Origin of the sequence: Micromonospora sp. NPDC051296, assembly GCF_040682255.1 — a bacterium.
GTDB classification, from domain to species: Bacteria; Actinomycetota; Actinomycetes; order Mycobacteriales; family Micromonosporaceae; genus Micromonospora; species Micromonospora craterilacus.
On the sequence record NZ_JBFBAO010000448.1, the window covers coordinates 1 to 4,978 of the forward strand.

At 63.6% G+C, this 4,978-nt stretch carries 5 protein-coding genes and 1 CRISPR repeat array; of the genes, 3 read left to right on the forward strand and 2 right to left on the reverse strand.

All coding sequences use genetic code 11. The annotated features are described in order from the left end of the window. Positions 1 to 412, reverse strand: a 412-nt coding sequence (locus AB0M52_RS30460; protein WP_363960869.1) for a hypothetical protein, incomplete at its 3' end; no start/stop codon positions are given. Between the two features lie 114 nt (positions 413 to 526). On the opposite strand from AB0M52_RS30460, the gene AB0M52_RS30465 reads away from it, so the two are divergent. The 3 genes from AB0M52_RS30465 (at position 527) to AB0M52_RS30475 (ending at position 3,519) form a co-directional block, all read left to right on the forward strand. After that, positions 527 to 1,819, forward strand: a complete 1,293-nt coding sequence (locus tag AB0M52_RS30465; protein ID WP_363960871.1) for a hypothetical protein — start codon at positions 527 to 529, stop codon at positions 1,817 to 1,819. A 94-nt stretch (positions 1,820 to 1,913) separates the two neighbouring features. After that, the gene (locus AB0M52_RS30470) at positions 1,914 to 2,567 is read left to right on the forward strand and encodes a hypothetical protein (protein ID WP_363960873.1); all 654 of its coding nucleotides are present in this window, start codon (positions 1,914 to 1,916) and stop codon (positions 2,565 to 2,567) included. Between the two features lie 148 nt (positions 2,568 to 2,715). Next, complete coding sequence (locus AB0M52_RS30475) at positions 2,716 to 3,519, forward strand: maleylpyruvate isomerase N-terminal domain-containing protein (RefSeq protein WP_363960875.1); 804 nt, start codon at positions 2,716 to 2,718, stop codon at positions 3,517 to 3,519. 103 nt (positions 3,520 to 3,622) lie between these two features. On the opposite strand, the gene AB0M52_RS30480 is transcribed toward AB0M52_RS30475, so the two are convergent. Continuing rightward, positions 3,623 to 4,405 carry a transposase family protein gene (locus tag AB0M52_RS30480; RefSeq protein ID WP_363960877.1) on the reverse strand — a complete coding sequence of 261 codons (783 nt, stop codon included), beginning with the start codon at positions 4,403 to 4,405 and terminating at the stop codon, positions 3,623 to 3,625. Positions 4,406 to 4,524: 119 nt separating this feature from the next. Continuing rightward, positions 4,525 to 4,921: a CRISPR direct-repeat array (repeat unit 36 nt; unit sequence GCCTCAATGAAGGGCAGCTCCGGTGGGAGCTGCGGC). Positions 4,922 to 4,978 lie beyond the last annotated feature (57 nt).

Sequence of the window (4,978 nt, forward strand, 5' to 3'; positions counted from 1 at the left end):
GCAAATAGTGCCGATAGCCACGAGTCGTCGGCTCTGCTGGCCTGGCAGACGGCGGGCCGAATGCCGCCAATCCCATGCAGACAAGATCAAAACGCTCAGTGAGAGCCCCATTACGCACCGTAGGCGGCCCGGCGGCGGCACCTTCATTCAAATTGGCTGGTTCGACGGAAATTGAACAGGGATTGAAGGCGCAATGCCGGACATCCACTATCGGGATGCCGACATCTGGCGCACTCGTTGTGGCGTATCGCATCGGCATTAATCGGGTGAACCGCTTCCTCATAGAGCCATTCGAGCCCACCGCGGTTGGGTGGATGGCCCGGCGAATACCGCAATCTTCAGAAAAGCATAAAAACGCCCTCAGTTTGGAAGGTTGACAGTAGATGATGCTGTCGGGAAACTGGTTCCTCACCTTGGTCGGGTGCTAAGACCCCTCAATGTGTTAGGAGTGCTAGTGAAGGCGAAATGTCGAGTCATGCTTCAAGATCTGGATCGTTTGTGGGGAGAGATGCGGGGAAGGCGCACAGTGACGGTCTGGTTCCTGGCCGCGGTTTTGACATTGGCGGGGGGGTTGTCAGCGGCATCGCCAGCTCACGCAACCGCGTCGGATCGTCCGGACCTGACCACTGACCCAGCTCTGTCATACGTAGGCGACGCCACGACGGATCCACGTTTCACCGACGACGCAGACGAAGACCGCCAGAGCAGCTCATTCGTCATCACCGGTACGTTGGTCGAGGATGACGGGTCACCGGTGGCAAACCAGACTCTTTCGGTTAGCCTGGACCCGGGTCCGGCTATGTTACTTGCGGCTGAGGACGATGATGAGGGCGCCGAGGGTCTGCTACTCAGTGGCACAACGACCAACTCTGAAGGCGAATTCAGCCTGCCAGTACCCGCCATGAAGGACATCGACCAGTACGTAGACGAGGAAGGCCTCGCCACGTTACTCTTCATGAGCGCAGAGGACGGCCGCGACCTCTTGTATCGGCAATATGTCCGCCTTCCAGAGGCGGCCGGCCAGCGCGCACGCTCACTGCAGGACGACGAGGAATCCCTGCCGGAGGACGAAGTTGTCTCCGCTGATCTAAGCGGTGAACTGACTGGTATGACCTTGGCCGTGTCCGGCGCCGCTGATGGCATAAGTGCTGCAGCTGTGGACTACGGAGCTGAATGCCGACGAGTGTGGGGCAGCACTCCTTGGGGCAATTATCAGTGGAAGCGGCAGGGTAGCGCAATTCGGAAGTGGGTCCCTGTCCAGCGCGCCCAGACCGGAAACAAGACCCACATGACGTACGAGTGGTCTAACACGAAGGAGACCTACGTCCAGACGTCTATCGACTACACATACAAGTCTGCGAAAGTAACGGGAGGATACTCGAAGTCTGTCGTCAGCAGCTCCGGCGTCAACTTCAGTGTCGGGCACAGCATCGTTCGCGACCTCGAAGTTGAGTACGATTTCTACGCGTATCAGCTTCACTGTTCAATGTCGGGTGATGCAACGAAGACGCGCGGCACCGGCGTGCTCGAATACCGCCCCTATCAGTTCAAGGGATTCAATCGGGTAAGCACGTACCGCAGCTATTACACCTGCCCGGACTCAAGCTATCGGGGACTTCTGAGCAATACGCTCTGGGTGTCGCGATCCAACACGACCACCTTTTCCGGCGGCGTTAGCCTTAACGGAATTGGAGTGAACGCGAAGCAAACCAACACAACTGGACACAAGAAGAGCTACGTTCCGAAGAAGCAGTCGGCATATGTGTGTGGACAAAACGCGAACCCCACGCAGACCGAAAAGGTGAGCGAGGTCAATTAGTGGAGCCGAGGGGCTGAACTCGGCCGGCGGCAGGGGTCACTTGACCCTGCCGCCGGCCGGTAGGATGTCAATCCGTTGTGATGGAAGGTAAAGAATGACCGATGTGAAGGCAGTGGCAGGAGATGGGCACCAAACCCCCCGGAAGTGGTATGCACGTTGGAGGGTTGCTGCGGCAGTCGCGGCCGTAGCCGTGCTCGCCGCCGCCGCTACGTTGGTAGTCCTTCACAGCAGGATGCCGAAGCCTGCCGGCAACGAACTCGCAGAGGCCGAACCCTATGGCTGGCATGCAGCGAAGGATGTCGGAACCGTCTTCACTGACGGCCTCAACCTGGTCACAGTAAGCGATGGGGCGAGGGGTGCGCTTCGACTTGTCTCAGCGAAACCGCTAATGGACGGCGGCGGTACCCTGCGAGTTCTGGGTGTCTTGGCACGGGTCAATCCAGACATGCTGCCCCCCGGACACACGACGGGTTGGTTCCAAGACTCGCCTGGGTTCCCGCCTTCAAGGCACGATGATGCCGGCGGAGTTGACGTCAAAAGCCTCGTCGTGAGGCCACCAGCGACCGGGGAGGACCGCTGGATCGAGATACAAATCGGCTACGAGGTGATCGCTGAGGGCAGGTCGGCGCGGCGCGGCGTGGAGCTAATCTATGAATACGAGGGGGAAACGAAGCGGGCCTTTATCCCCAGCTATCTTGCGATATGCGCACCGGCGACAGCTTCCTGCGAACCCGAATACGACGACTGAGAAGTAACGTCTGAGAGGGTGAGCCTTTTTCATCGTGACGGTGCAGGTCACGGCAGGTGGAACCCTGGCGCGCCAGTGCCACGGCGCCCGCCGTGTCGGCTGCGAAAATCGCTGTTCGGTTGTCGGAGCACACTGGTAGAAAGCCGGAGTGCAAAGGATTTTGACGTTCTCTGATCATCTGCGGCTCATTGACGAACGGTCGACCGCCTTCCGCGCTGCGGTCGCCGCAGCGCCCAGCCTTGACGTGCCGGTTCTGACCAGCGATCCGCATGCCTCTCCCGGGCGGACGCTGTTCGAGCTCGTGCAACACGTGGGCATGGCCCGCCGCAAATCAGCCGCCGTCGTCGCCGCAGGGCCTGCAGACGCGCCCCCAGAAAAGTCGGCTTGGGACGACGGCATGGGTGCGCCTCGGGAACGCGAGGCACTGCTGGCCTGGTGGACCGAGTCCATCGAGCAACTGACGAGCACGCTGCGCGAGGCCGGCCCGGACCGCGGTTGTTGGACGTGGTGGGACGACTCGCCGTCACCACAAACCTCCGGCGCATGGGCGCGACGCCAGGTCCCCGAGATCGCGGTGTACACGTACGACGCCCAGCTCACCGTGGGTGCCCCGCAGCCGCTACCAGACGAGGTCGCCCTCGACGGTTTCGACGACTGCCAGTTCACCCTCTGCGCAACGACGGTCGCCTGGCCACACCAGCCCGCCGTCGTCGATTACCACGCCACCGAGGGCCGCTCCTGGCGCCTCCGGCTGTCGGACGACGGGGCACGGGTCACCCGCCTCGGCGAGCCCGCTGCCGGCGAGGCCCCGGACACGGCCGACGCCTCCGCCCAGGGCACGGCCAGTGACCTCGTCCTGATGTTCTACGGCCGCATACCGCTGGATTCCCTGAAGCTCGAAGGCGACCGTCGCATCTTCGATCAGCTCATCGCCTGGGACCCGTCCCTGTAACAACGATCCCATTTATCCTGCGTAGGCCGGTTCTCGATGTGGTGCAGAACAGGATCGCCTGCAGGATCGCGGCCGGGCGGTGTCGGCGAGGGACTGAGCCCTTTCATCCTGAGTAGCGGCTGGTCTCGACGCGGTGCAGGACGAGGATGGCCTGCACGATCGCGGTCGCGCGGCGGGGACAGCATCGCAGCTTGGTCAGGAGTTTCCAGGTCTTGAGCGTGGCGATGGCGCGCTCGCCGCGGGCGCGGACACGGGCATGTGTGCGGTTGACGGCCTTCTGCCGGCGGGACAGCTTCGGCCGGTAGCGGTGGCGCTTAAACGGCGTGCGCACACTCCCGCCGGCTCCTTGGTAGCCCTTGTCCGCGGACGTCATCACGTCGGCGCTGCTCAGCGCGTCGATGATGCCGTGTACGCGGGCGGCGCTCAGGTCATGAATGGCACCGGGCAGCGCAGCCGATGCCCAGACCAGGCGACCCGCAGCGTCCGCGATGACCTGCACGTTCACGCCGTGCCGCTTGTGCTTTCCCGAGTAGTAGGACCTCTGGTCGGCGACCCGGTCGATCGGGATCAGCGTGCCGTCGAGGATCGCGTATGCCAGCTTGCGGATGCGGTCCATCGCGGTAGCGAGATCGTCGGCCGCTGCGGCGAGCAGGTCGACAGCTTCGCGGACGTAGCGCCAGGCGGTGGTGACGCCAATGCCGAACCCGGCTGCGAGGCGCGTGTAGGTGTCGCCGTTGCGCAGGTGGGCGAGGGTGAGCAGGGCTTGCCGACCGGGGTCCAGACGCCGCCACCGGGATCGACGCTGCCGACGGTGGCCGCGGATGCACTCGGCGAGGTGGCTCAGGGTTCGACTGGACAGCGGAATCGTGGCGGGGTAAGACAGCACGGCGAGGCTCCCGGTCGGGGCATCGGATCTTGGTCGACTGCTGTCTTACCTGGAGCCTCGCCCTCATCGATCTCCGGGTTACCTACACCCGCCGTGACCAGCACGATCACGATGAAAAGGGCTCAATGAAGGGCAGCTCCGGTGGGAGCTGCGGCGCAGGTCGACCGTGAGGACATGTGGCACCGCCGCTGGCCTCAATGAAGGGCAGCTCCGGTGGGAGCTGCGGCCTGGCGGCGTCGGCGGCCGAGTTGGGCACGCCGCCTCAATGAAGGGCAGCTCCGGTGGGAGCTGCGGCGACCACGGCGGGTGCCGTGCCGCGTAGCAGGTCCAGCGGGCCTCAATGAAGGGCAGCTCCGGTGGGAGCTGCGGCTGCGTGCGAACCTCTCGGCCTGGTCGGCGGCGGCCGCGCCTCAATGAAGGGCAGCTCCGGTGGGAGCTGCGGCCGTTGCACCGACCGCAGCGCGAAGATCATCGACTTCTGCCTCAATGAAGGGCAGCTCCGGTGGGAGCTGCGGCCGTCGTCGAGAACGTCGTCGACATCGCCACCCAGCCCACGCCGCAGTGGAGGGCAGC